The sequence below is a fragment of the Colwellia sp. RE-S-Sl-9 genome (assembly GCF_048296855.1).
GTDB lineage: Bacteria > Pseudomonadota > Gammaproteobacteria > Enterobacterales > Alteromonadaceae > Pseudocolwellia.
The window spans coordinates 4,453,742-4,476,896 of record NZ_CP182631.1 but is presented as its reverse complement, the minus strand read 5'-3'; the positions used below and the strand labels follow the sequence as shown (position 1 = coordinate 4,476,896).

The 23,155-nt window shown below is 35.0% G+C and carries 23 protein-coding genes and 1 other RNA gene; 7 read left to right on the top strand and 17 right to left on the bottom strand.

Annotation, left to right across the window (positions count from 1 at the left end):
* Positions 1-24 precede the first annotated feature (24 nt).
* Positions 25-1,347, top strand: coding sequence for an IS4 family transposase (locus ACM9HF_RS19495; protein WP_473613205.1), 1,323 nt, complete (start codon positions 25-27; stop codon positions 1,345-1,347).
* 48 nt (positions 1,348-1,395) lie between these two features.
* Here ACM9HF_RS19495 and ACM9HF_RS19490 read toward each other — a convergent pair whose 3' ends face one another.
* From ACM9HF_RS19490 to ACM9HF_RS19465, 6 genes are read right to left on the bottom strand one after another with little or no spacing between them, the layout of a single operon-like run.
* Positions 1,396-2,655 carry a tetratricopeptide repeat protein gene (locus ACM9HF_RS19490; protein WP_473613204.1) on the bottom strand — a complete coding sequence of 420 codons (1,260 nt, stop codon included), beginning with the start codon at positions 2,653-2,655 and terminating at the stop codon, positions 1,396-1,398.
* Positions 2,655-3,272, bottom strand: coding sequence for an energy transducer TonB (locus ACM9HF_RS19485; RefSeq protein ID WP_473613203.1), 618 nt, complete (start codon positions 3,270-3,272; stop codon positions 2,655-2,657). The genes ACM9HF_RS19490 and ACM9HF_RS19485 overlap by 1 nt, the downstream gene beginning before the upstream one ends.
* A 3-nt stretch (positions 3,273-3,275) precedes the next feature.
* Positions 3,276-3,677, bottom strand: coding sequence for an ExbD/TolR family protein (locus ACM9HF_RS19480; protein WP_473613202.1), 402 nt, complete (start codon positions 3,675-3,677; stop codon positions 3,276-3,278).
* Positions 3,678-3,689: 12 nt separating this feature from the next.
* Positions 3,690-4,214 carry a MotA/TolQ/ExbB proton channel family protein gene (locus ACM9HF_RS19475; protein ID WP_473613201.1) on the bottom strand — a complete coding sequence of 175 codons (525 nt, stop codon included), beginning with the start codon at positions 4,212-4,214 and terminating at the stop codon, positions 3,690-3,692.
* Positions 4,214-5,557 (bottom strand): MotA/TolQ/ExbB proton channel family protein, encoded by a 1,344-nt coding sequence (locus tag ACM9HF_RS19470; RefSeq protein ID WP_473613200.1) that lies wholly within the window; start codon positions 5,555-5,557, stop codon positions 4,214-4,216. The genes ACM9HF_RS19475 and ACM9HF_RS19470 overlap by 1 nt, the downstream gene beginning before the upstream one ends.
* Entirely contained in the window at positions 5,557-6,336 is a 780-nt protein-coding gene (locus ACM9HF_RS19465) for a DUF3450 domain-containing protein (protein WP_473613199.1), read from the bottom strand. Before ACM9HF_RS19465 ends, ACM9HF_RS19470 begins: the two co-directional genes overlap by 1 nt.
* 551 nt (positions 6,337-6,887) lie before the next feature.
* On the opposite strand from ACM9HF_RS19465, the gene ACM9HF_RS19460 reads away from it, so the two are divergent.
* The 3 genes from ACM9HF_RS19460 (at position 6,888) to ACM9HF_RS19450 (ending at position 8,738) form a co-directional block, all read left to right on the top strand.
* Complete coding sequence (locus ACM9HF_RS19460) at positions 6,888-7,661, top strand: sulfite exporter TauE/SafE family protein (RefSeq protein WP_473613198.1); 774 nt, start codon at positions 6,888-6,890, stop codon at positions 7,659-7,661.
* 9 nt (positions 7,662-7,670) lie between these two features.
* On the top strand, positions 7,671-8,282 hold the full coding sequence (priC, locus tag ACM9HF_RS19455; protein WP_473613197.1) for a primosomal replication protein PriC: 612 nt from the start codon (positions 7,671-7,673) through the stop codon (positions 8,280-8,282).
* Between the two features lie 192 nt (positions 8,283-8,474).
* Complete coding sequence (locus ACM9HF_RS19450) at positions 8,475-8,738, top strand: late competence development ComFB family protein (protein ID WP_473613196.1); 264 nt, start codon at positions 8,475-8,477, stop codon at positions 8,736-8,738.
* 156 nt (positions 8,739-8,894) lie between these two features.
* On the opposite strand, the gene ACM9HF_RS19445 is transcribed toward ACM9HF_RS19450, so the two are convergent.
* Entirely contained in the window at positions 8,895-10,994 is a 2,100-nt protein-coding gene (locus ACM9HF_RS19445; protein ID WP_473613195.1) for a TonB-dependent siderophore receptor, read from the bottom strand.
* A 177-nt stretch (positions 10,995-11,171) separates the two neighbouring features.
* Here ACM9HF_RS19445 and ACM9HF_RS19440 point away from each other — a divergent pair, with 177 nt between their 5' ends.
* The gene (locus tag ACM9HF_RS19440) at positions 11,172-12,395 is read left to right on the top strand and encodes a PepSY-associated TM helix domain-containing protein (protein WP_473613194.1); all 1,224 of its coding nucleotides are present in this window, start codon (positions 11,172-11,174) and stop codon (positions 12,393-12,395) included.
* A complete protein-coding gene (locus ACM9HF_RS19435; RefSeq protein ID WP_473613193.1) occupies positions 12,395-12,865 on the top strand; it encodes a PA2404 family protein in 471 nt (156 codons plus the stop codon). Before ACM9HF_RS19440 ends, ACM9HF_RS19435 begins: the two co-directional genes overlap by 1 nt.
* Before the next feature lie 545 nt (positions 12,866-13,410).
* Here the strand turns inward: ACM9HF_RS19435 and ffs are convergent.
* The 10 genes from ffs to pspA form a co-directional block, all read right to left on the bottom strand.
* An RNA gene (ffs, locus tag ACM9HF_RS19430) (signal recognition particle sRNA small type) lies at positions 13,411-13,507 on the bottom strand.
* A gap of 150 nt (positions 13,508-13,657) precedes the next feature.
* Entirely contained in the window at positions 13,658-14,545 is an 888-nt protein-coding gene (locus ACM9HF_RS19425) for a DUF3014 domain-containing protein (RefSeq protein WP_473613192.1), read from the bottom strand.
* A gap of 204 nt (positions 14,546-14,749) precedes the next feature.
* A complete protein-coding gene (gene tyrR / locus ACM9HF_RS19420) occupies positions 14,750-16,300 on the bottom strand; it encodes a transcriptional regulator TyrR (protein ID WP_473613191.1) in 1,551 nt (516 codons plus the stop codon).
* Between the two features lie 115 nt (positions 16,301-16,415).
* A complete protein-coding gene (locus tag ACM9HF_RS19415; RefSeq protein WP_473613190.1) occupies positions 16,416-16,754 on the bottom strand; it encodes a 4a-hydroxytetrahydrobiopterin dehydratase in 339 nt (112 codons plus the stop codon).
* A 41-nt stretch (positions 16,755-16,795) separates the two neighbouring features.
* Complete coding sequence (gene phhA / locus ACM9HF_RS19410; RefSeq protein WP_473613189.1) at positions 16,796-17,581, bottom strand: phenylalanine 4-monooxygenase; 786 nt, start codon at positions 17,579-17,581, stop codon at positions 16,796-16,798.
* Positions 17,582-17,854: 273 nt separating this feature from the next.
* Positions 17,855-18,859: a YcjF family protein gene (locus ACM9HF_RS19405; protein WP_473613188.1), complete on the bottom strand. Its 1,005-nt coding sequence runs from the start codon at positions 18,857-18,859 to the stop codon at positions 17,855-17,857.
* Positions 18,856-20,286 (bottom strand): YcjX family GTP-binding protein, encoded by a 1,431-nt coding sequence (locus ACM9HF_RS19400; protein ID WP_473613187.1) that lies wholly within the window; start codon positions 20,284-20,286, stop codon positions 18,856-18,858. Before ACM9HF_RS19400 ends, ACM9HF_RS19405 begins: the two co-directional genes overlap by 4 nt.
* Positions 20,287-20,482: 196 nt before the next feature.
* Positions 20,483-20,935, bottom strand: a complete 453-nt coding sequence (gene pspC, locus ACM9HF_RS19395; RefSeq protein ID WP_473613186.1) for an envelope stress response membrane protein PspC — start codon at positions 20,933-20,935, stop codon at positions 20,483-20,485.
* Positions 20,932-21,159, bottom strand: a complete 228-nt coding sequence (gene pspB / locus ACM9HF_RS19390; protein ID WP_076418179.1) for an envelope stress response membrane protein PspB — start codon at positions 21,157-21,159, stop codon at positions 20,932-20,934. Before pspB ends, pspC begins: the two co-directional genes overlap by 4 nt.
* Positions 21,160-21,197: 38 nt before the next feature.
* A complete protein-coding gene (pspA, locus tag ACM9HF_RS19385; protein WP_473613185.1) occupies positions 21,198-21,857 on the bottom strand; it encodes a phage shock protein PspA in 660 nt (219 codons plus the stop codon).
* A 191-nt stretch (positions 21,858-22,048) separates the two neighbouring features.
* On the opposite strand from pspA, the gene pspF reads away from it, so the two are divergent.
* The gene (gene pspF, locus ACM9HF_RS19380; protein WP_473613184.1) at positions 22,049-23,155 is read left to right on the top strand and encodes a phage shock protein operon transcriptional activator; all 1,107 of its coding nucleotides are present in this window, start codon (positions 22,049-22,051) and stop codon (positions 23,153-23,155) included.

Sequence of the window (23,155 nt, the reverse complement as noted above, 5' to 3'; positions counted from 1 at the left end):
GAATTTATTCAGGAGCCTTTTCTTTTGCAACTCTCTACTGCCTTATCACAAGTTTCACAAAATAGTTTTACTGAATTTACAGGATTAAGTGAATTATTAGACCCAAGCATCGTTGATGAAGCGTTGGCTCAGTCAGGTATTGCGACCATAAGGAAGCGCAAGCTTCCTATGGAGCAAATGGTGTGGGCTGTTATTGGTATGGCTTTATTTCGTAAAATGTCTATCCGCCAATTAGTTAATCAGCTTGATATCATTCTACCTAACGGTGCCCCCTATGTTGCACCTAGTGCCGTAACACAAGCAAGAAAGAAACTTGGTCATAAAGCAATAGAATCTATTTTTAATAAAACACAATCGCTATGGCATGAGGAGTCTACTCACCCCACATGGTGTGGATTGACACTATTAGGTGTTGATGGCGTTGTATGGCGAACACCTGACTCAAAAGAAAATAATGAATATTTTGCACGTACAGGAAACTCTCATGGCAAGGCAAGTTACCCCCAAGTGCGCATGGTATGCCAGATGGAATTAACAAGTCATTTATTAACACAAAGTGCTTTTGATAGTGTTGATATTAACGAAATGAAATTAGCTGGCTCGCTAGTTGAAACAACACCAGATCATAGCTTGACACTATTTGATAGAGGCTTCTACTCGCTTGGATTACTTTATCGTTGGCAATCCACGGGAATATCACGTCATTGGCTGATACCGCTAAAAAAGAACGTACAATATGACATTGTTCGTTCATTAGGACGCCAAGATAAAATAGTTCGTTTAACCGCCTGTCCCCAAGCACGAAAGAAGTTTCCTGAATTACCTGAATCAATTGAAGCTCGATTAGTATCGAGAAAGGTTAATGGTAAAGCGTGCGAAGTGTTAACGTCTATGACGGATGCAATGAAGTTTCCTGTCGCTGATATTGTCGATTTATACGGACATCGGTGGGAGATAGAACTTGGTTTTAGAGAAATGAAGCAGTCACTACTTGATAGCCAATTTACCTTGCGTAGTAATCAACCTGAGCTTATAAAACAAGAGTTGTGGGGGATATTACTCGCTTATAATCTGATCCGTTATCAAATGGTATTAATGGCGAAGTCACTCGATTCAATACATCCAAACCAATTAAGTTTTCATGGTGCTTCAATGCACATAATTTATCAACTGACTATGTTGCCATTTTGTTCGCCAGGAAATGTGTCAAAATTTGTTATGGATATAACCAAAAGTGCCAAACAGTTTGTATTGCCAGCACGTAGAGAGCGGAGTTATCCGCGAGAATTGAAGTGTTCTAAGAATAGGTACCCTGTTAAAAAAAGAAATGCCGCTCACCTTAAGTGAACGGCATTAAGCAAAATGCTGGTTTTTTTTAAAGTAAATTTAATTAGATTAAATAGATACTTTTTTACGTCTAGCAGTGTCCTTGATAAAACCAGCCCAGCCTCTAGCAGCTTTCTTAGTTTTAGGGTCATCCATTGCTTTTTCTATAGCATTATTTGCTTGTTTGTATTGTTCTAAATAAAAGTGAGATTCAGCAATACTCATATATATCTGACCTTTATTTTCAATACCAAGCTCTAAAGCTTTATTTAAAGCAACAATAGAACCTTTAAACTGCTCATCTTGCTTTAACAACATACCTTGCTTGCTATAATGCTTAGCTTCATTGGTCATTTTCGCCAATTCACCATAGTATTTAGCTGCTTTATCAATATGTTGAGCCGCATGCCATGAGTTAGCTAAAATAGTAAGATTTTTATCATCTCTTTTAACTGAACCTGAAGCAATATGCTTTTCAAGCAATGTTGCAGCTTTATAAGGAATTGCTTTTTGAGCATATAAGCTAACAAGTACTTTAATTTCAGACTCTTTTTCAAGGTAACCTTGTTTATAAGCTAAATCTAAAGTTGCTAGTGCTTTGTCATAATCTTCTACTAAAGTATAAAATTGTCCTAATTGTACCCAATACGTTTTGGTATCAGGGAATAATTGAACCGTTGTTTCTAATACTTTAACAGCCTCTTTAAACATCTTACGTTCATAAAACGAAGTAAGTTTTAAAATATAAGGATTCTGACTTTGCTTATCACCAAAAGCAGCTATAGCTTTATCAGCTGGAGCTATTACTTTATCTAACTCTTTAAGTGAATAATGGGCGTTAGCTATCTTAACCCAAGTTTCACCATCAGATTTACCAGTAAAGTCCATCCATGCTTTATAGTTTTCTAAAGCGCCTCTGTACTTTTGGGTCTGCATTTGTAAATCAGCTAGTAGTTTAATAGCTTCACCATGATCACCTTCATTTAAGATGTCAGGTTTAATCGCTAATTCTAAATACTTAATAGCCTCTTCTTCTTTTTTACCCATGGTGGCATACATTATTGCAATAAAACGATTAACATAAGCTTTGTCGTAATCTTTTTTCGCCTCAATGTCTAATAAAACTTGTAATGCACCAGGAATGTCATCAGCAGAATATAGTTCAAACGCAGCACCAACTTTTTTACCAACAGATGGACCAACTAACTGAGTTGGACGTTTTGCCTTTTCTTCAGCACCAACGCCTGCCGCAAAGGCAGCAGTCGTTAGAGGTAACTGCACTGCAGTTACCGAAGCAGCAACAACTAAAGATAATATAATTTTATTCATTATTTACCCCCATCCATTTTAAAGTCTAATTGAACTGTTAAACCAGGCTGGCGCTGTGGCTTACCATCAACAACCTTAGGTTTATACTTCCACTTACGTAGTGCACGTTTAGCTTCTTTATCAAAGACACGCTTTGGATCTGCTTCAATAACGTTTACATCTTCAACTCCACCAATCTCATTAATAGTAAATGAAAGTTTTACCCAACCTTCTTTACCATCTCGAGCTGCTTGTATTGGATATTTAGGTTCAATACGAACAATAGGTGTTGCATCTCCATCACGTCCAAAACCTTCACCTGGAGCAGAAATACCTGCATTTGCTCCTGCTAACTTAATACCTGGCATGTTAAAGCTAATGCCACTGGTATTATTAGTAGCTTCAGGCTCTGGAGCTTGAGGCTTAGGTGGAGACTTAGGCGGCGGCGGAGGCGGCGGTGGAACACGTCTACGTGTTTCAGCTGCTGACTTCGGTGGCGTAGTGTTAACTTCTACTATTATATTTTCTAACTGTTCTTCCTTGTTTCTATCACCGCTAGAAACAAGGAAAGCCATAAATGAAAATAGTACAAATGTTACCGCTGCGCCTAGTAGTATTGATACTAAAAAGCGAACCATAGACTACCCCTTAGCTGCAGCAATAGAGATTCTGTCTATACCTGCATCTTTTATCGCATCCATCACTTTAACAACAACACCATGTTTAGCGTCTTTGTCAGCTTGAATGATTACAACATCAGTAGGCTGTTCAGCTAATGCCTTTTCAATGTTCGCTGCTAAACGTTCGATATCAACACGACGTTTATCAAACCAAACTTCACCAGTATCTTTTACCGCAATGAAAATATTAGCGGATTTTTGCTTACTTTGGTTTGCTGCTTTAGGTTTATTAACTTCAATACCTGCTTCTTTAACAAAAGAAGTGGTTACAATAAAGAAGATCAGCATGATAAATACGATATCAAGCATCGGTGTCATATCTATTACTGCTTCTTCGTCTTCACGAATACGTTTACGTGCCATTCGAATTTCTCTCTAGTGATGAGGTAAACTGTCAACCAGTTTAGCCTTTGCTAGTTTAACTTTAGCGTCTAATCTTGAGCTAAAAAATACACCTGATAAAGCTGCTACCATTCCTGCCATTGTAGGAATTGTCGCCATAGATATACCTGAAGCCATTAAACGTGGGTTACCAGTACCTTGTTGTGCCATAACTTCAAACACACCTATCATACCTGTAACCGTACCTAGTAATCCAATAAGAGGACACATAGCTACTAAAGTTCTAATTGTGAGCATACGTTGCTCTAATAATTCTGTCGCTTCGGAGATCCAAGTATCTCTAATACGATGTGCATACCAAGACGTAGTGTCTTCACGTGCATCCCAACGTCCAACGATATCGTCTTTCATTTTTGGGTACACTGATGATAAAAACCAATAACGTTCAATCATCAAAATCCACATCAAAAAGAGAGCGAAGGCAACAACATAAAGTACATTACCACCTGTCGCAATAAAACTCCTGACAGATTCTATAAGCTCTATCAGGAATAACATTATTTAGACTCCTTCTCTGCGATTGCAGCGATTAAACCAGCGCTTTGCTCGTCTAGTTTTTGCAGAACAGATTTACTACGACCAGCAATTACACTGTGAATTAGTATTAGAGGTAAAGCACAAATCAAACCTAACGCTGTTGTAACAAGAGCTAGAGATATATTACCTGCCATAATTTTCGGGTCACCTGTACCAAATAATGTGATTGTTTGGAACGTCATGATCATACCGATAACTGTACCTAATAGACCCATTAATGGAGCTATTGCAGCAAACATTTTGATTAAGTTAATACCACGGTCAACTTTTGGTGTTTCGCGTAAAATACCTTCATCAAGTTTAAGTTCAAGCGTTTCAGCATCAACTGACTTGTTGTCATGGTAAATTTTAAGTAAACGACCTAGTGGATTGTTTTCATTAGGTGTATCAAGGTTTTTCTCTTGAGCTTTAATTTTAGAACTCATTGAACCTAGAACAATTAAACGCTCAAGAGCAATTAAACAACCTAAGAATAATAATGCAGTAATCGCATATCCAACTTCAGCACCTTGATGGTAAAATTCCATTAAAGTACGTTTACGAGTTTCAAGAGCTAAGATACCGCCACGAGATGGATCTACGTAAACAGGAGCGTAGCCTGATGAAGTGTTAAAGAAGTCTGAAGCTGTACCTGAAATATAGCCAGCAGGTTGCTTAGCTAAAGGCTGAACTTGAGCAACTTCATCGTTATAAGTTAAGTAACCAGCATCAGATACTAAGTTAAATGTACCTATACGAGTGATTGTTTCGGTAGACTTAGAGCCATCTAGGTTAGTTACTTCTGCAGTAAACTGTGCAACTTCACCTGACTGAGTCATTTCAGTTTGTAGCGCAAACCATAATTCTTCTAAATCTTCTAACGCTGGAATTTCTTTAGAGTTAGCAATGCGGCTTAATGCTTCACCACGACCTGGGTATTGAGCACTAACGATTGAAGATGATATTTGACCAAAAGCGTCAGCTGCTGCAGAACGACTTACACCAAACATTTCACCTAAAGTACCTTTTGCGTTATCTAGTTCAACTTCTTTTTGTGCTAGCGTAATTTCATTTGCAGCATATTCTTTAGTTAAACGTTTATTACGAGCATTTTGGTTAGCTAACTCTTGTTTAGCTTTATTCAATAATGCTTGTTTGTCCGCTCTAGCAGCAATAAATTCTGCTTCACGTTTTTTATCAAGTTTAGCTTCAGAAATTCTATCCGCTTTAACTTGCTCTAATAACTTATTTAAATCATTAGCTGATGCCGATGCTGCTAATGTAAAAGAAGCAGTAAGCATTACATAATTAAGAAACTTTTTCATTATTTAGCTCCTGCTGCGAAAACTGGTAATTTAGTTAAATCCATCGGTAATTGCTTACGTGCCATTGCAATAGTTGATTTAACGGCTTTAATGTACTCATCCCCAAGTTCTTCCCAAGAGCGAGTTTCATTATTCCATACCCAAGCGTTTTTCATATCTAAAGACTGAGCTAAGAAAGCAATTCGGCCCATGTAAACGAAATCAGCAGTAATAGTACGATCGCCTAAATCAAGTTCACCTTGGTAAGACTCGAAAGCAGTACCGTAGTTAGCTTCAATTTCATATGCTTCAAGTACTAAACGAAACTGCTCTGATGTAGTAACGTTAGAGTCACCCATTACAGTACGTAAAGTTTCGATGCGTTCTTTACGTGTATCAATATTCATTGGAACATCAAGTTCTACGAACTTTTCTAATGTTTCAATCATTTTATACATTAAAGGAACAACACCCTGCTTAATCTTATCAACACCGTCAATTTGCTTTTGTAAAGAGGCAATATTCTTAAGTTGATCGTTAACCATAAGTTGAACATGATCGTTATAACCAGATAACACCTCAGCTTCATCAACTGTATTACGGTATTCACCTAGAAGATCAATAGTTTGCTCATAGATGCTTTCGATTTTTTGTTGTGACTTAATCGATGCTTTGAAAGTACGCGCTTCTGCTGATTGTAGATCAGTTAACTGATCTGCAACTGCAAAAGTGCTCGCTGCTAATGTTAATGCGCCAATCACTGAAGAAGCGATAAGGCTTTTTTTACTTAATTTGGACATAGTTCCCAACCAATTGCTATTGAATTTTGATAACAAATATTATTGTTAACGCAAATGAAAAAATCTTAATAAAGGTATTATTTTATTTCTCTAGAATAAGAACAATACGATATTCTCACATGACATTTCTGTCAACTACTGAGAATGGGTTTATAACGAAACGTTATAGAAGATTTATATTGTGTTTTATAATGTTATACCCCGACAAATTACTACACATGAATAATATTTTTATCAGTAATTATAATAAGTGCTTACTCCTCAGACCAGTGAGTTTCACCACTACATTTATATTTGCCGTCGTATGTTTTACTAATTCATTCGTACTAAGTCAAACATTCTTACGATAAAAGTTACTTTTTGGTTAATTTAAAACAAATAAGTTCATTTTTTATTCGTTTTTAACCGACAAACAAATATGGGATGTTTCTTAACATAATATTAATTGATGTTTATTTAATCTGAGAAGTTAGGCCTAAATGATAAAAGGCCTTACGTTATGGTTATGGTATAATGTCGCCCAAAATTTTAAGAATACCTAGGAAACTATTTTGATCGATGCAGTACTTGATATAAATACATGGATGACCTTATGTGGCATTGGCTTTTGTGCAGGAATGATTGACGCGATAGCTGGAGGTGGTGGAATGCTAACAATACCTGCATTATTAACATCTGGCCTACCGCCTCACATGGCTCTGGGTACAAATAAATTAGCCGCATCGTTTGGATCTTTTACTGCATCTGTAGCATTTTATAAAAATAAGCTTTTTAACCCAAAATTTTGGAGGTATTCATTATATACAACTGCATTAGGAGCTATTTTTGGCACATTCGTTGTAAATTACTTAAGTACTGAATTCTTAGAAAAAGCTTTACCTCTTATTATAGTTATCACCGCTATTTACACGGTATTCGCTAAAAATGTAATAAAAGAATCCTCTGAACTCCCTAAAGAAAACAAACAGTTATTATTAAAACAGATCATTCAAGGATTAACATTAGGATTTTATGATGGTGTTGCAGGCCCTGGCACTGGAGCATTCTGGACGGTATCTTCTACTATTCTCTATAAAACGAATATTCTGATCAGTAGTGGATTAGCGCGTTCAACAAACTTTATCAGTAATTTTTTTAGCTTATTAACTTTCATTTATTTGGGCCATGTAAACTTTATTTTAGGTTTATCGATTGGTATTTTTATTATGTTAGGAGCAATGGTAGGATCGCATTTTGCTATAAAATTAGGCAGTAAGTTTATTCGACCTGTATTTGCTGTTATTGTTATTGGAATGGCTATTAATTTAGCCTATCAGGCTTGGTAAAACTAACCGATGAAAAACTCTGTTTCTATAAAAAAAATATATAAAATTTTAGCTGAGTTAGAGCAAACAGCTTTAGAACTTGATAATAATAACAGTAAATTAAAAGCTCATAAGTTATTGCAAGATTCACCATTATTTTCAATTGATTTATTTAGTACAAACAGCGACTTATTTTCTGACTACGTTATAGAAATTAAAAATAAAACAATACAGTTAGAACGTTTAATTAAAAATCAAAATAATGACTTGGTAAAATATCAAATTGAGCTATTAGAAAAACAAATAACATCCCTTTACAATGCATTTCAATCGAATAGTAATATCCATAATGAAGCTCAAAACAGATTAAATGCTATAAAAAATCGTCGCTATAAAAAAGCAATTAAAGCTGTTATTCAACCCAGCCAAAATCTGTATCAAAACTTATCAGAACATCATGAGTTTGAACGGCGTCTATCACAAATGCTACAAGATAAAGAACAAGAACGTATCAGGTCTTCAAAGTTTACTGAAGAAAAAATATCACAAGAAGTACTCGCTTTACATCAACGCTTAGGTCGTTGTAGACAAGCTATTTCAAAAATAGAAGCTGATATAGTTAAATTTGAAAGTCGGAATTAAGTTCACCCACCTAAAAAACACATTAATCCATTGATTTATAATAATTAAATTTATTTTAAATTATTTATCACACTTCATTCCCCCTATCCAAGACAGAATTAAATAACTTTTATATTCCTCTTTAAATAACAACTCGTAAAATGTTAAATTGGCCTATACTAAATTTTAGCTGAATAATTTAAGGGAATTTCAATGAAAATAGCTGATGACATTCATAACTATTATGAAAACTTAGTTTCACAACATTTTACTAAATTAAAAATAGACGAAAAATACGATGATGATTTTATAGCAGATCTGACTTGTGTAGTTCTTAATCAACTCCCTACCCGTTATATTAGACATGAAGTAGATATGGCTTTTTATTTACCGGCTTCTGAGCGATTTGAAATGGAAAGTAATGTTAAGGAAGCTGTAGATAAAGCGCTTAAATTTATGAAATTACATCATATTTAATTGAACAATGTGGCTCTGTAAAACTTCCCTTGCTGAACTTTACATTAGCCTAGTCCCTTCTCCCGTATTGCTCTGAAGCTTAAGAGCCAATACAAGAACAATTAAAAAGTGAATTAAGCTTTTAACTAACTTAATTCACTTCCAATATCTAGTTATTTAAAAACTATAAGTTAAAGCAAGCGTTCCGTTAACAGGAGCTCCGTAATAACCTACATTTATCAAACTATTTATATATTTTTCATCAGTTATATTATTAATATTAGCTTGAAGGTTAAGTTGCTCTGAAATATCCCAACTAGCAAAAGCATTTACAAGTAAGTAAGCATCTTGGTCAACACCATATGTAGAATTATGAGTCTTTGATTGCCACTTCCCTCCTACTCCGAATGTAAATTCTGGCATTTCTGGTAAAGTATAATCTACAGAAAAACTAATCGCATTTCTTGGCGCCCATTCATTAGCGTTTTCACCGCTAAAATCTTCTACGCTTAATAACGTATAAGAAAGTAATACATTCAAGTTATCAGTTACATTACCAACAACTTCAACTTCAAATCCCTCTGACTTAGTATTCGTTCCTTTGTAAAAAAACTGTCCTGCGGGATTTAAACCTGCATATGTTGCTAAATTCTCTTGCTCTGCAGTAAATACGGCAAAGGTGGTAAGTAAATTATTATCAAGCCATTGCGTTTTTATACCCGCTTCATAATTTACACCTTTGGTAGGCATTAAAAACTCACCTTCTAAATTATATTGCTCTTGAGGTTGATATATATCTGAATAACTCACATAAGCATTAACATCTTCTGTAATTGAGTAAGTTATCCCTCCATAAGGGCTTATCTCGCTTTCATCATTATCAATATCAACAGTAGTGTTAACACCCACACGCTTATATTCAATAGCATTAAAGCCTGCAATCACAAATAAGTTATCTAAAATATTAAACTTGGTTGAACCAAAAAGTCTCGTTAAAGTTACGTCAATATCTGAATACTTATGTTTTGCGCCCCAAACAGGTTCTGGTATTGCATCTTGTGCATAAGGAAAACTAGGTGTTGGCCCAAATGCTGGTGTCGTAGCATAATCAAACGGGTAATCGAATCTCAATTGGTTACTTTTAGCTCTACTTGCGCCAAATATCACTTCATGCTGTTTACCGAATAAGCTATATTTGCCAACAGCTGTTAAGTCAATAATATCTGAACTAAATTCACTATCGTATCTGCCCGGCCAGCCCCCTAAGCCTAATTTAGTTTCTTTATCGATTGTTCCTGATGCATAGAATAATTTACTTTTATCTTCAAAATTCTGCTTGTTGTATGTAAGTTTTACCTCCCAATCATTATCAAATAGGTAAGCATACTCAATAAAACCTGAAGTGCTGATAGTGTCCCACATTGCCCAATCTTGTGTTGTTGTGTCGCTTGTATCCCATTCAGCTTGAGTACCGTCTGTATAGTTAAATACTAAACCACCCCACATGTTGTTGTCAGTGTTAGCATCTTGATAAGAGAAGCCCGCTGCAAGTGTAGAGTTTTCAGTTAATTGGCCATCTACTACACCGTAGAAATAACTACGGTCATTTTCTAAACCATCAAGGTGTGACTCTTTTTCTTCAGTTGCGACAACAAATCTAGCCGCCCAGCTACCACTTTCAGTTAATAACATTGAGTAATCAGCATTTAGACGCTTATTACTATATGAGCCTAAAGTTAAACCAACTTCACCTTCATTTTCATTGGTTGGGCGTTTACGTACATAGTTTATTGTGCCTGAAGAATTTCCCACACCGGTTAAAAGTCCATTAGCTCCTCTAATAATTTCGACTTCTTCGTAGCCATACGCTTCCATTGCACCAGTAACTATGCCCCAATCATTTGGTAAGCCAACGCCATCTATTTGTGTGCTTTTTATTTCAAAACCTCTAGAAGTATAATTAGAGCGATTTGTTTCCCACTCTTCTACGCCAATACCAGGTGCAAGTTTTAGTGCATCATTTAAATTATTAGCACCATAGTTTTTGATTAAATCCGCGGTAATAACACTGATAGATTGTGGTGTTTCATCAATTTCCATTGTTAAACCGGTAGCACCTTGGCTAACTCGGTTATGCCTAACACCTACAATTAATATTTTTTCTAACTGTTTATCATTATCCTTAACGACAACTTCTGGCTGTGCTTCTTGAGCATATGCTGGAAACCCCATAGCTAAAACCAAAGAAGATAGTGCAAAAGTACGTTTGAGTTTCATGTTTACCCTTATGTAATTAATAATTTGAAAATATAGGGATATTGTACATTCACACAAACACAAATGTAAACAGGAATCATTCTCATATAAAAAACAAAACAATTCTCATTTAACTATTGATGTATGAGTTTTGATTGGATTAGAATAAGCCTTTTGTATAAGGTTAATTAAACTGCAATGTTAAAACTCAGTAATCGCTTTTGGTTTCAGCTTCATGGATGGTTTTCGTTACCTATTTGGGTAATATTCTGCTTCGTATGTCTTACTGGAACAATTTCGGTTATAAGTCATGAATTAACATGGTTAACTAACCCTGATGCTCGTGCGAGTAACCCTCAGCAACTTAGTCAAAAGTCATCACACGAACTAGCTTCTATTGTTCAAGACGCCTACCCCAGCGCAAAAGTTAGTCTTGTATTAGCTTTCGAGCCTTACCTAGTTAATGCTGTTATTTTTACCGATAGCGACAAACCTTATGCAATAGCTTACGTCAACCAATACACAGGTAAAATTCAAGAAATTAATCAAAGCATAACCTTTATAAACTTTATGCGTTCCTTACATGGCTGGCTTTTATTTCCGTGGGATCATAACTACAGTATTGGTTATTACCTTGTTTGTGCTATGGCTATTGTAATGCTTGGCGCACTTATAACAGGCTTAGTTATTTATAAAAACTTTTGGCGTGCATTTACTCAACCTAAAATACGTATTAAACAAGGTAAAAAAACACTTTTAGCTGATCTACACCGTATGGCAGGAGTTTGGTCGATTTGGTTCTTAATGCTAATGAGCCTAACGGGTTTATGGTATTTGGTGCAAGCTGTTATTTGGCATGCTGATATTGATATTGAGCCTCATTCACCTATTGTTGCTATTGAAAAAATCCCATTAAACACGTCTCCAGTGAAATCTACTACTCAAGGACCCACTCCACCTTTTTCGTTACAAGATGCTTTAGTTATTGCACAACAAAAATTTCCTGACTTTAAAGAAAGCTACATTATGCTGCCAGAGCATAACCGCGATACCTACAAACTATATGGTGCGGGTGACTTTATTTTTCATGATGAATATTCTTACGGTGTAGTTGTTGATCCTTGGACAGGTAAAGTTATAGATGAACGCTCTCCTGAAAAAATGACAAGTTTGCAAACCTTGTCTCATATAGCTAACCCACTTCATTACGGCACCATTGGAGGTTTATGGACAAAAGCTATTTGGTTTATTTTTGGTGTTTTACTAACGGGTATGTCTATAACAGGTTTCTTAATGTGGGGAAGTCGAACCGTAAAAGCGGCAAGAAATACTCCTTCAGAAACTATAGAAACAACATCAAAAGAAACAGAGTATGTAGCTGTAAATAATACTAAAGCAATACTTCAGCAGGATGAAAAATAATGGCACGAGCAAACAATTCCTTTTGGCACCGCTACAAATACAAGCTAAATGCCCTAGTTTTAATTTTACCTTTTTATTTTTTATACCAGTCGTTAACACCCGAGTTCCCTAAAGATTGGGGGACTAAAAAAATAGGCTCGTTTGAAATAACATTAACACCATACGATCTAGCACAACCTTATATTCATGGAGGCCATTATACTAAAGACTTTATGCTTATTTTTAGTGGAGGTGACTTGAAGCATATCCGCCAAGCCTATTTAAATATTGGAGAAGAACCATTACCGCTCGCTAGATTACAAGCGGGTGATGAAGGCATTTTGCATGGTAGCCAACATGGTCAAGAAGTGCATGGTATTGCACCTCCCACCTTGAAGCCAGAACATAAAGCTTGGCTAACAATTGAAGACTGGCAAGGCGAACAACTAGTGACTAAATGGGACCTACCTGAAAAATTAACCGCTCAATGATAAACCTGCAGAAGACTCTAATCATTTCCTGAGAATCAGTTGGAGTCTCATAAAATAGACTTGAGTTTTATCGTGCTCGAAATACACAACATTGAATGATTAAACAATGTGTTATCTTAGTTTTATAACACTTTGCTCCTCAATCAGGTTTACTCGCAGGTTTAAGCGCAGAATTTACCAGTTTTATTGCACATGTAATTTCAAGCTTACACTATTCTACAAGGGGTAGAAAAGCGTGTATTTATTGGCACTTCTGTAATGTTTTCTTTATGGTGAATACTGTGAAAATTGTGCCTTATACCATGCTTGCCCAATTTCATCGTTCAAACATTCTCACCTTTCTTGCTTTTATTTATCTAGTACCTGTCGGCGTATTGTTTAGATGATAAAAAGCAAACCAGAAAGTATTTACAGGTATAACGTAATTACATCAATAAGATTACGCTTCAGTTTTATCTAATAATAAAAATTAAAGCGATCACACGAGACAATGTATTTATCTAGCAAGGTGTATTTTATTGGGAGTATCGAAGGAGTGGTGGTAACCAAATCAGCCACACCTCGGCACATGAGTCCTTTGCTGCAGTTGCTTCCTTCCGGACCTGGCTGAGTTCACAAAGTATCATTGCGAGGGGACCGAAATGGTCACCATAGATAGTGTTTAACGGCGTGGATTATCCCTAAAGCACTACCGTGTTGCAAGTACTAAAAACAAGATATTGTCTAGATGCTTTTTTTTTATACAAAACGTCAATTATCAACTATGTTTTGTATATTATTTTACTGGGAGCACTACTCAGTTTTATTCAATTTTTCATTAATTTCTAAAAGTACTGATTTAATAATAAGTAAATTGTCTTTACCAATGCGTAGCATGAGTTTATCTGCATCATCTAAAGCCTCGATTTCTGCTGACTTATATCGATACATAACACTTGGCCTAACAAGTTCCTTATTTTCTTTTGGAAACTCAAGGTCTAGCACTTTCGTTATAGCTACTTGTAGCACTTGATCAAAATCTTGATCTGGATACCCCAGCTCTGAATATGCTTGTTTTATTAACGGGTGTAATTCTTTATACCATTCAACTAAAGTTTCTGAGTTTACAGAGCGAAATAAATCCACATAAAGTGAGAAGCGTTTAAAAGTAGATTCATCAAACTCCCACTTTTGCACTTCGCCTTCTAAGGCAACTTTTTTTCCTGTAAAACTTGTGGATGGCTTGATAAAAGGGCTGTGGCTATAAGCAATATTACCTTGTGAAAAGTTATCAACAAAAACAACAAACCTACGGATCATATCTTCGTCAATTAATAATTCGAGTAATTCTTTACGCCATATAATTGCAGATAACTTTTCTTTAACCCATAAATCACTTTCGTTTAATACAGGTATTTCAATTACCGTATCGACTTCTGGCTCAATAACTTCCACTGGAGGTGTTTTTGTTATTGACTCTTCAATAATAGAGTTATTAATATCGTCATCCGTTGGTTCATTGATATTAGGTTCTTCAACTAATGGAGCTTCAATAACAACAGGCTCGTTAATTGTCTCAGGTGCTTTATCCATATCTGAATCTGAAAGAAAAAATTTCCAAGATAAAAACAGACCGATAACAATAACTATAATGATAGTAACAAGAGCCCAAGATGAGGGTTTTGAATCACTTGAAGACATATTATTCACAACCTTATTAATATATAAATACGATTCGACTATCTATAAGTATAAATCTACTTGATGATAATCATAGGATTATTATGTATCTTTTTGTTTAATAACCATCCCGCTAATTAATGAATAACTTTTACTGGTTCAAAAGGTCGATTTATGAGCAGGGTTGGAGTGAGAAAAATTGTAAAATGAATACAAAAATAAGCATTATATTTTTACCGTTTTTTTATTAATGTCGTATTCTCGAAGTTTATTTGCGATAGCAGTATGGCTTAAACCTAATTTTTTAGCTAGTTGCCGTGTACTTGGATAAGCAGGATAAAGCTTTCTTAATAAATCAGCTTCATATTTTTTAACCGCTACATCGAGAGTTCCTTCAAAGTCTTGCTCTAAATATCCATGCTCTCTAGTGTATGCAGGTAAATCTATATATTCAGTAGTAATTATATTTCCTTCCATTAAAGACACGGCTCTAATGAGAACATTTTCTAGTTGCCTTACATTACCTGGCCATGGGTAAAATTCAATAAACTCTCGGCAATCGTCTGACATAGATACATTGGTTTTCCCAATTTTCAAACCTGATTTTGCGACAAAATATTCTGCTAAGGGGATAATGTCAGAACGTCTTTCTCGTAAGGATGGAATATTTAAACCTAAAACATTCAATCGATAATAAAGATCTTCTCTAAATAGGCCCTGAGAAACCATGTGTAATAGATCTTTGTTGGTAGAACCAATAATACGAACATTCACCTTTATTTCTTGTTCGTCATCGACTCTTCTAAAGCTTCCATCTTGAATTACACGTAATAATTTCGTTTGCAATTTGGGTGACATTTCACCGACTTCATCAAGGAAAATAGTACCGCCATTTGCTGATTCAAATAAGCCTTTTTTACTTGATGATTTATCTTGATGACCTAAGCCAAATAATTCAGTTTCTGCTACATCGTCAGGTAATGCAGCACAGCTTAAGGTCATGAATGGGTTTGCTGCTCGCTCACTTGCTTCATGACATGCGTGTGCTAGTAGTTCTTTACCTGTTCCTGTTTCACCAGAGATAAGAATAGAGGAATCTAATAATGCCATTCTTTTGGCTTCTCTGATCACTTTTCTCATAGAGCCGCTTGTTGCTTGGATACCAGAAAAGTTATTATCATCAATTTGCTTTAATGCACTTATTTGTTGTCCTAATCGTCGCTCTGATTTTAAAATAATAATAGCGCCAGCTAACACATTATGGTTTTCAAATTCACTTACATGAATAGGCATTAAATCTGCCACAAAATCTTCATTTTGAAGTTTTAATCGAATAGTTTGTGCCAGCACTTCCCTGCCGTCTAGCCATTTATTAAAGTTAAAACCTTTTAATATACTATTAACTTGTTCACCTATTAAATTACTTCCTGTATTCCCCATCATGGATGAAGAAAGATTATTTAGCATACGAATTTGCCCTTTCGCACTAATAGATATAAAGGGATCGGGGAAGCTTCTTAGAAGCGTTTCAAATTCATTTTTTTCCCTTTCTGATGGCATAAAAGGAACGGTTTTTACGTCGTCTACCGCATCAATTAAGCGTAGTTGCGGCATAATTTTCTGTAGTTCGGTAAAATCTACATTAGGCGTGTTTATGAAAACGTGTCCGGGCTTATGTACTTCAATTCCGACTAAATCTATGTTGTGCTCAACAAAAATAGAAGATACTTCTTTAAGAATACCAACCCGGTTACGACAAATTAATTCTAAGCGCATACAACAAACCTTAAACAACAAAGAGAAGCACACTTTACTGTAAACTATTAGTTACAACAATAAAAAAATGCACCTTTTAAGGAAATAGTTGTTAATTAAATATTGCTTACATAATTTATAAAAGCTTATCTGTTTTAGCTGCACAAATAAGATCGTTTTTATGTAAACCATTAATTGCGTGAGTCCACCATGTTACCGTGACTTTTCCCCATTCAAGTAAGGTTGCAGGATGATGAAATTCAGCTTCTGCTAACTCAGACACTTTATTGGCAAAAGCCCAAGCTAACTTATAATTTTTAAAAGTATACACACGCTCTAACATCATCACATTATCGCGAACAACAGGGACCCAATCAGGTATTTCATTCAAAAGTATTGCGAGTTCTTCTTCCGTAACTTGTGGTGCATCAGCATGACACGCCTCACATTGCTGTGTTGATAATTCGTTATTCATAGCTTTCTACCTCTTTTGATCCTGTAATTATTTTATAAGTGTTAATACATAGGGTTATGTAAACCAAGTTGCTTAGCTTCTTCAACAAATGACATAATTTCACAAACTTCATGCTTTCTAATGTCGTCTAAGTTACTCACCTTATTTAAGGTGAAATAAATAGGTTGAATAATATCAATTTTATAAGGTGTTCTTAGTACATCTAATATATTCAAGGGAACACGTTTGGCTTTATCGCTAAACACAGCATGCTGTGTTTCTTTAGGTGAAGACAAAATCCCTCCTCCGTATAATTTAATCCCTTCAGGCGTATCTAATAAACCAAACTCCACCGTAAACCAATATAAACGAGCAAGAAATACTCGCTGTTCTTTTGTCGCATTGAGTCCCATTTTGCCATAAGCCTGCGTGTAATCTGCAAATGACGGGTTAGTCAGTAATGGACAATGTCCAAATATTTCATGAAAAATATCGGGTTCTTGTAAGTAGTCAAACTCTTCACGTGTTCTAATAAAAGTAGCTACGGGAAATTTTCGTTCAGATAGAAGTTTAAAAAACTCTCCAAAACCGATAAGCGCGTTAACAGGTTCACATTGCCAACCTGTTGTATTTTTAAGTACTTTACTTACATCAGGTAGTTGAGGAATTTTATCTAAAGGCAAATCTAATAATTTTAAGCCTTGAGTAAACTCATTACACGCAACGCCCTCAACAACTTTTAATTGCCGATTGATTAATTCATTCCAAATAGAGTTTTCTTCTTCAGACCAATCAATAAAGCCATTCTCATCAGCGGTTCTTGATACGTATTTTGTTGACTTAGCCATTTTTACTAACCTTTATTTTTACTCTAAATATAGAGTAACTTTTCTATTACAATTATTAGTAACGGGATGACTAGATAGTACGACAGTTTTTTGGATAAATGCACTAAGCGCCAATCGGGTATTTTTTAACCAAAAGAATCGTTATGTACAACTTTACTTACAAAAACGTAATTAAAGAAATACAGCCGTAGAATTGAAATTTAAGAATAAACGTATTTAGCAACCTGAGAATTAGGGTAAAACTAAATACGCTAGATAAATAAAAGCAGAGCACTAAGCAGGTTTAAGTAACCCCTTAATCTGTATAATTATTTTTTTACGAATATCATTTAATTTAGGTGGTTGATTTTGAAAAGGAATAGGCCTACACAATGAGATAGTTTTTATTCCTAAACGAGCAGTCAACATACCAGCGCCTAGCCCTTGGGCCATACGACCAGAAAGTTTTCCTAATAAATCAGCACCTAATAAGTCCGCACCAAAATCAGCAATAATCTCACTCGCGCCAGCGTAAGCCATATTAATAAATACATGTTTTATTAAACGTATTCGGCTCCAATAACCTAATTTTAAACCATAAAGCCCTGCAACTTTATCAATCATACGAAGATTACGCCAAAACATCAGCATCATATCTATAATGGCTACAGGGCTTATAGCAATAAGTACAACAGACTCGGTTGAAAATTTAGCAACTTCATCTAAAGCTTTCTGGTCCACGCTTGAAAGTATTTCTTTTGAATATAAATTGATCACTTCTATGTCGGTGTATTCTGGTTGAATAATTTGTTCCCATGTTTTTTCTTCACCCATGGAAATATCACAAGGTAATTGTTCAGATATTTTCTCACATAGCTGTCTAGCATCGTATTTATGGTTATCTTCTAAAATACTTTGAATTTGTGCACGGACATTATCTTGACGAGATAGCTGACGTAATGATGAAATTTCCCTGTACGCTGTAGTTCCAAAAATAATACTCATAATAAATAAAAGTACGCCGTACAAGCTTGCAACTATGGGTGAATTCTCAAAACCTGAAATAAAAAATTCAACCAACTCATATGACAAAAGCCCAATAAATAAAACAAAAGCTATTCGCCATAGCCAACGAGGTTTGGATTTTTCTATCACTTCATTATTTTCAACAAGTTCTTGAGTCTCTGGAAGCCAATCGGTATTTTCAAAAACAATTTGATTTTTCGTTAACCTTTCACTCTCTTGTTCTTTATTTTCTATTTCATCAAATAATATTTGTTGTTGAAATTTATCAATCATTTCATTTTATCTCCGAATAGAAATTGCATAGCTTGATCCATTCTAATATGAGGTAAACATTCGTGCACATCACATATTTGTTGTGGTTTAAAAGCAATATAATTGAATTGCTGATCCTCCCAAAAACTACTTTTAGGTAATTTGTCAGGCACAGCCCCAGGAAATAGCGTGATCAATTTATCGTTATCCGCCCTTCTACCCTGCAATACAGGTAATGGCTGACCATTATGTAAACTATTACCTACTTGTGTTGTTTTAACTGAAGCGATAGCTAATGTTTTCATTTCAATGGTTTCATAATTTAATTGATGCTTAGTTTTATAAACCAACTGATTTAATAATGAAGCAAGATTTTGATGTTGTTCAGGAGTTACATGGTCTGCTTTTGTAGCAGCAAACAATAACTTATCAATTTTAGGAGAAAACAAGCGAGAAAATAAACTTGATTGCCCATAGTTAAAACTTTCTAAAATTAAGGTTATGGCATGTTGCAAGTCGTTAAAACTCGATTCACCGTTATTTAATGGCGTTAAACAATCCGCTAAAACGATTTGTCTATCAAAATTTATAAAGTGTTCTTTATAAAATTTACGTACAACCCTTTCTTTATATTCGATAAATCGAGCGCGTAACATACCAATTAAAGTATCATCTTGAGCATTTTGATAGGCATTTATATCAATATTTTCAAAAGCGGTATAAGGAAAAAACTGTAAAATAGGCGCATCAGCTAAATCACCCGGCAATATAAAACGACCTGGTTGTATAACCGACAAACCAAGATCATGCCTAAACTGATGTAATAGTTCGGTATATTCTTTAGCTAAATCGGCAAGATGTTGCTCATCAACAGATTCAAAGGGATCTAATTGATTCACTTTTTCAATAAACGCTTTTGACAGCTCACTTCGAGGCGACTCTAGCATTAAAGCATATGTACTTTCAGACCACTCTTCGTAGGTTTGATTTAACATAGGTAAATCTAGCAGCCATTCACCAGGGTAGTCTGTAATGTCTAAATACAAAGTAGCAGTATCTGTCGCGTATTTTAGTAATGAATTTTTAGGTGTATAACGAATAGCTAAGCGTAGCTCACTAATACCATTAGTTGCTTGAGGCCATGTCGGTGGTTCATTACAAAAAGAAGCTAAGGATGCATCATACTCAAACCGACCAATATGAAGATTTTTTTGTGGAACACGTTTAGCCGCAATAAAACGACCTTGATGCACCGGATTAAAAAAGCTTAAGTGAGAGTTATTCCCTTCGTTTATAAGTTGATTAACAAGAGATGTGATAAATGCTGTTTTACCGCTTCTGCTTAAGCCTGTTACAGCCAGAGTAATATGTTGATCAAGCGTTCGGTTCAGCAAATCATTTGCCTTACGCTTAAATTTTTGAAGTTGCTCTTTTTTAATTATAGCCATTATATCTATTTATTTTTACGTTAATTACACCATTAGTTACACAGCCTAATTTACAATGAATAAAACTGTGAACTGAATTAACTATGATTAAATATCGATAATACACAATACCTTATTTTACAGATAAATAAATATGGCAAATCAGTAATAAGTGTTTATCTCACATAAAAAATAAAATAAAAGCGACAGTATCACTTTATAATTTATTAATTTCTCTTGAAACTGTAAACTCTGGTGACGTCACATATCGCTCCATGGCTCTCAACTGACCTTCTAGTAGTGTAAATTTACGTTTTATATCATGAAAAGCTTGTTTAGGTGGCTCGCCCGCTTGCCAAACTTTTGCTTTTACCTTTATGGACTCATTAGCTAAATCGCTATTACGATCTTCACCTGAAGTAGTGCTATTAGTAGAAGTATTACCCGTTTGTTTGAAAGATTTAGACTGTTTGGGCTTTTTATCAAGAATAAACCACCCTGCGATGTAAATAACAATAAACCAGCTCATACCTAATAAGGTACCTGAAGCAACTAACACTCTTACTAACCAAGCTTCCCAGCCAAAATAGTTAGCTAAACCAGCGCAAACACCAGCGACTTTACCGTTATCAGGATCTCTAAATAATTCGCCTTTACCTTTTATACTCATACTTTAGTTCTCCAATCTGGAGTTTCTGCATCTAGTATGGCTTCAAGGGTTTTTATTCTATCAGTCATTTTATCTGCCAATTCAGATAACTCCGACAATTGAGTATACTCTTCTGTCGTTAATCCTTGGCTAATTTGACGTTTACTTTTGTAATGTAAAACAAGCCAAATAGGCGCTACCACTAGCATAAAAATAATAATTGGGGCTACAAGAATTTCTTCCACACGTTTTCTCCTTCAATAGTGTTATTAATTAAAAATAATTAACCTTTCTTTATTTTAGCTTTTAATTCGGCTAATTCATTATCAACACTTTCATCTGTTTCAAGTTCTGATATTTCATCGGCTAACGATTTACTTCCTATTTCATAAGCTTCTATTTGCGATTCAATATCATCGATTTTTCTTTCATATTGATCGAAACGACCCAATGCGTCATTCACTTTATTGCTATCAATATTCTTTTTAACTTTTAAGCGAGAATGTGCTGTTTTTTCACGTATTAAAATAGCTTGTTGACGTGCTTTAGCATCAGCTAGTTTATCTTGTAGTTGTGATATTTCTTCTTGGAGTTTAGCAATATGCTCTTCAATATTACTTAACTCATTATTTAATGAGTCAGCATTGTCAGCACATTTTTTCTTTTCAATTAATGCAGCTCTCGCTAAATCTTCTCTGTCTTTACTTAAAGCTAACTCAGCTTTGTCTTGCCATTGCTGTACTTCTTTTTCAAAACGATTTATTTGACGTACTAAATCTTTTTTATCTGCTAAGGTTCTGGCTGATGAAGATCTCACTTCAACTAAGGTATCTTCCATCTCTTGAATAATAAGACGAACCATTTTTGCAGGGTCTTCAGCTTTGTCTAAAATGTTATTAATATTTGAATTAATAATATCGGTAAATCTTGAAAAAATTCCCATAATTCATTCCTCTGTGTGAAAATAAATGGTAAAAACATATTTAGGGTATATTCATGTTCCACGCCAACTTTTCATTCACCATAACTAATTGTTTTTATTTATTAAATTTATTTTGTAAAAACACTTTAATGATTATGGTTAATAAAATACACTATTTGTTAGTGAAATAAACCAAATCTTAGGTCTACTACATGGCTCGTTTTAATAAACAAGATAATCTTATTGGCCAATCCAACAGCTTTTTAGAAGTTTTAGAACAAATATCTCAAATAGCTCCTTTAAGTAAACCTGTACTTATTATTGGTGAACGAGGTACGGGAAAAGAGCTTATTGCTGAGAGATTACACTATTTATCAAAACGCTGGGAACAAAGTTATTTAAAACTAAATTGTGCATCATTAAATGAAAATTTATTAGAAACAGAATTATTTGGTTATGACCCCGGCGCTTTTACTGGCGCAACTAAGCGCCATGAAGGACGATTTGAAAGAGCAGATAGAGGGACTTTGTTTTTAGATGAAATAGCCAATACCTCAGGACTCATTCAAGAAAAACTCCTTCGAGTTGTTGAGTATGGCGAATTTGAACGTGTTGGTGGCTCTAAAACTATAAAAACAGATGCTCGCCTTGTAGCAGCAACCAACGAAGACTTGCCTTTATTAGCAAGTACAGGGGAATTTAGAGCCGATTTACTAGACCGATTAGCTTTTGATGTAATTACCCTTCCTCCTTTGAGAGAAAGAAGAGAAGATATTCTTTTACTCGCTGAACACTTTGCTATATCAATGGCCAGAGAGCTAGAATTTGAACTTTTCAGTGGTTTTACCGATAAAGCTAAGCGCAGTTTATTAGAATATTCTTGGCCTGGTAACGTACGTGAGCTAAAAAATGTTGTTGAACGTAGTGTATATAGATGTAACAACCCCCACCTACCTGTTCATGAATTAGTGATTGATCCATTTGAATCTCCTTACAGACCATCACAACGAGTGAAAACACATGATAGAATAGCGCAAAACAATGCAACATCAGCTAAACTTGAAAATGAAATAAATGAAAGTATGCATTCCAACAATACTTCTTCCAAAATAGAACAAAAAGCATCACACTATGAATTTCCTCTTTCGCTGAAAGGTTTATCTCAAAATTATGAAAAAAAGCTGATCCAAGATGCATTAAAGCACTGTCAATTTAATCAGAAAAAAACAGCTGATGCTCTTGAACTTACGTATCATCAATTACGTGGTTATTTGAAAAAATATAATTTATTAGATGGAAAAATGACTAATGAGGATTAA

Excerpts from the sequence above, each read along its gene's own strand:
- ACM9HF_RS19490 (WP_473613204.1), bottom strand. The coding sequence starts at position 2,655 with ATGAATAAAATTATATTATCTTTAGTTGTTGCTGCTTCGGTAACTGCA.
- ACM9HF_RS19485 (WP_473613203.1), bottom strand. The coding sequence starts at position 3,272 with ATGGTTCGCTTTTTAGTATCAATACTACTAGGCGCAGCGGTAACATTT.
- ACM9HF_RS19480 (WP_473613202.1), bottom strand. The coding sequence starts at position 3,677 with ATGGCACGTAAACGTATTCGTGAAGACGAAGAAGCAGTAATAGATATG.
- ACM9HF_RS19475 (WP_473613201.1), bottom strand. The coding sequence starts at position 4,214 with ATGTTATTCCTGATAGAGCTTATAGAATCTGTCAGGAGTTTTATTGCG.
- ACM9HF_RS19470 (WP_473613200.1), bottom strand. The coding sequence starts at position 5,557 with ATGAAAAAGTTTCTTAATTATGTAATGCTTACTGCTTCTTTTACATTA.
- ACM9HF_RS19465 (WP_473613199.1), bottom strand. The coding sequence starts at position 6,336 with ATGTCCAAATTAAGTAAAAAAAGCCTTATCGCTTCTTCAGTGATTGGC.
- priC (WP_473613197.1), top strand. The coding sequence starts at position 7,671 with ATGAAAAACTCTGTTTCTATAAAAAAAATATATAAAATTTTAGCTGAG.
- ACM9HF_RS19450 (WP_473613196.1), top strand. The coding sequence starts at position 8,475 with ATGAAAATAGCTGATGACATTCATAACTATTATGAAAACTTAGTTTCA.
- ACM9HF_RS19445 (WP_473613195.1), bottom strand. The coding sequence starts at position 10,994 with ATGAAACTCAAACGTACTTTTGCACTATCTTCTTTGGTTTTAGCTATG.
- ACM9HF_RS19440 (WP_473613194.1), top strand. The coding sequence starts at position 11,172 with ATGTTAAAACTCAGTAATCGCTTTTGGTTTCAGCTTCATGGATGGTTT.
- ACM9HF_RS19435 (WP_473613193.1), top strand. The coding sequence starts at position 12,395 with ATGGCACGAGCAAACAATTCCTTTTGGCACCGCTACAAATACAAGCTA.
- ACM9HF_RS19425 (WP_473613192.1), bottom strand. The coding sequence starts at position 14,545 with ATGTCTTCAAGTGATTCAAAACCCTCATCTTGGGCTCTTGTTACTATC.
- tyrR (WP_473613191.1), bottom strand. The coding sequence starts at position 16,300 with ATGCGCTTAGAATTAATTTGTCGTAACCGGGTTGGTATTCTTAAAGAA.
- ACM9HF_RS19415 (WP_473613190.1), bottom strand. The coding sequence starts at position 16,754 with ATGAATAACGAATTATCAACACAGCAATGTGAGGCGTGTCATGCTGAT.
- phhA (WP_473613189.1), bottom strand. The coding sequence starts at position 17,581 with ATGGCTAAGTCAACAAAATACGTATCAAGAACCGCTGATGAGAATGGC.
- ACM9HF_RS19405 (WP_473613188.1), bottom strand. The coding sequence starts at position 18,859 with ATGATTGATAAATTTCAACAACAAATATTATTTGATGAAATAGAAAAT.
- ACM9HF_RS19400 (WP_473613187.1), bottom strand. The coding sequence starts at position 20,286 with ATGGCTATAATTAAAAAAGAGCAACTTCAAAAATTTAAGCGTAAGGCA.
- pspC (WP_473613186.1), bottom strand. The coding sequence starts at position 20,935 with ATGAGTATAAAAGGTAAAGGCGAATTATTTAGAGATCCTGATAACGGT.
- pspA (WP_473613185.1), bottom strand. The coding sequence starts at position 21,857 with ATGGGAATTTTTTCAAGATTTACCGATATTATTAATTCAAATATTAAT.
- pspF (WP_473613184.1), top strand. The coding sequence starts at position 22,049 with ATGGCTCGTTTTAATAAACAAGATAATCTTATTGGCCAATCCAACAGC.